Raw genomic sequence first — 787 nt, 5'->3', positions numbered from 1 at the left:
TCCTCCGCCGAGTGCAGCGGTCAGGAGGCCCTGCGGGCGCGCGCGGCGCGGCGGCGCAGGGAACGGCGCTCCTCCTCGCTCATTCCACCCCACACGCCGGAGTCCTGGTTGTTGTCGAGGGCCCACTGGAGGCAGACGGCCTGGACCTCGCAGGTGCGGCACACGGCCTTGGCCTCGGCGGCCTGCGCGATCGCGGGGCCGGTATTCCCGATGGGGAAGAACAACTCGGGGTCGACCGTCAGGCACGCGGCTTTACTGCGCCAATCCATCTCTCAACAGCTCCTCTATCAAGTCTCGTCCCGGAGGGCAAGCTCACCTGTAACATCGCTAGTTTCCGGTACGCGGCGCAACGGCGCAAGAGTTCTGGGGCACACTTTCCGCCAGAGCACTATGGGGGTTCTCACCCAGGCGCTCGTGGGGCCGCTGGAACGGCGGTAATCCGCCGATCATCCGGATGTTTGTCAGGTTACCATCATCGTTAAGCAAACCGCTTGTGGAAGTGAACCCGCAGGCCAGCAGGGAGGCCGGGCGGACCCTGGCGGTCTGGAATAACGCGCGGACGATGTTGTCATTTGGATCCAGCGCGAGCACCCTCGCCCCCGGGCACCGCCCGAGGCGCGCCCACGACGCTTCGGGGACCACGTCGGCGACGACGGGCTCGCCCCAACCGGCCGCCGCGTGGATCGCCCGTGCCGCCTCCAGGCACTCGCCGCCGCCGACCAGCACCCAAGGCAGGGGGCCGCTGGGCCGGTACGGGGCGTAGTCCCCGCCGACGAGCGCGGCGGGC

Annotated in this window: 1 protein-coding gene and 1 pseudogene; both read right to left on the bottom strand. The window is 69.4% G+C overall.

The genetic code is table 11. The annotated features are described in order from the left end of the window. Positions 1-20: 20 nt before the first annotated feature. A complete protein-coding gene (locus BH719_RS02360; RefSeq protein ID WP_005871596.1) occupies positions 21-269 on the bottom strand; it encodes a WhiB family transcriptional regulator in 249 nt (82 codons plus the stop codon). 58 nt (positions 270-327) lie between these two features. Continuing rightward, positions 328-787, bottom strand: a pseudogene (locus BH719_RS09790) (hypothetical protein); the annotation flags it as partial.

The sequence above is a fragment of the Pauljensenia hongkongensis genome (assembly GCF_001746855.1).
Lineage (GTDB): Bacteria > Actinomycetota > Actinomycetes > Actinomycetales > Actinomycetaceae > Pauljensenia > Pauljensenia hongkongensis.
Note: the sequence above shows the minus strand (reverse complement) of the source record. Positions and strands in the feature narration are given on the sequence as shown.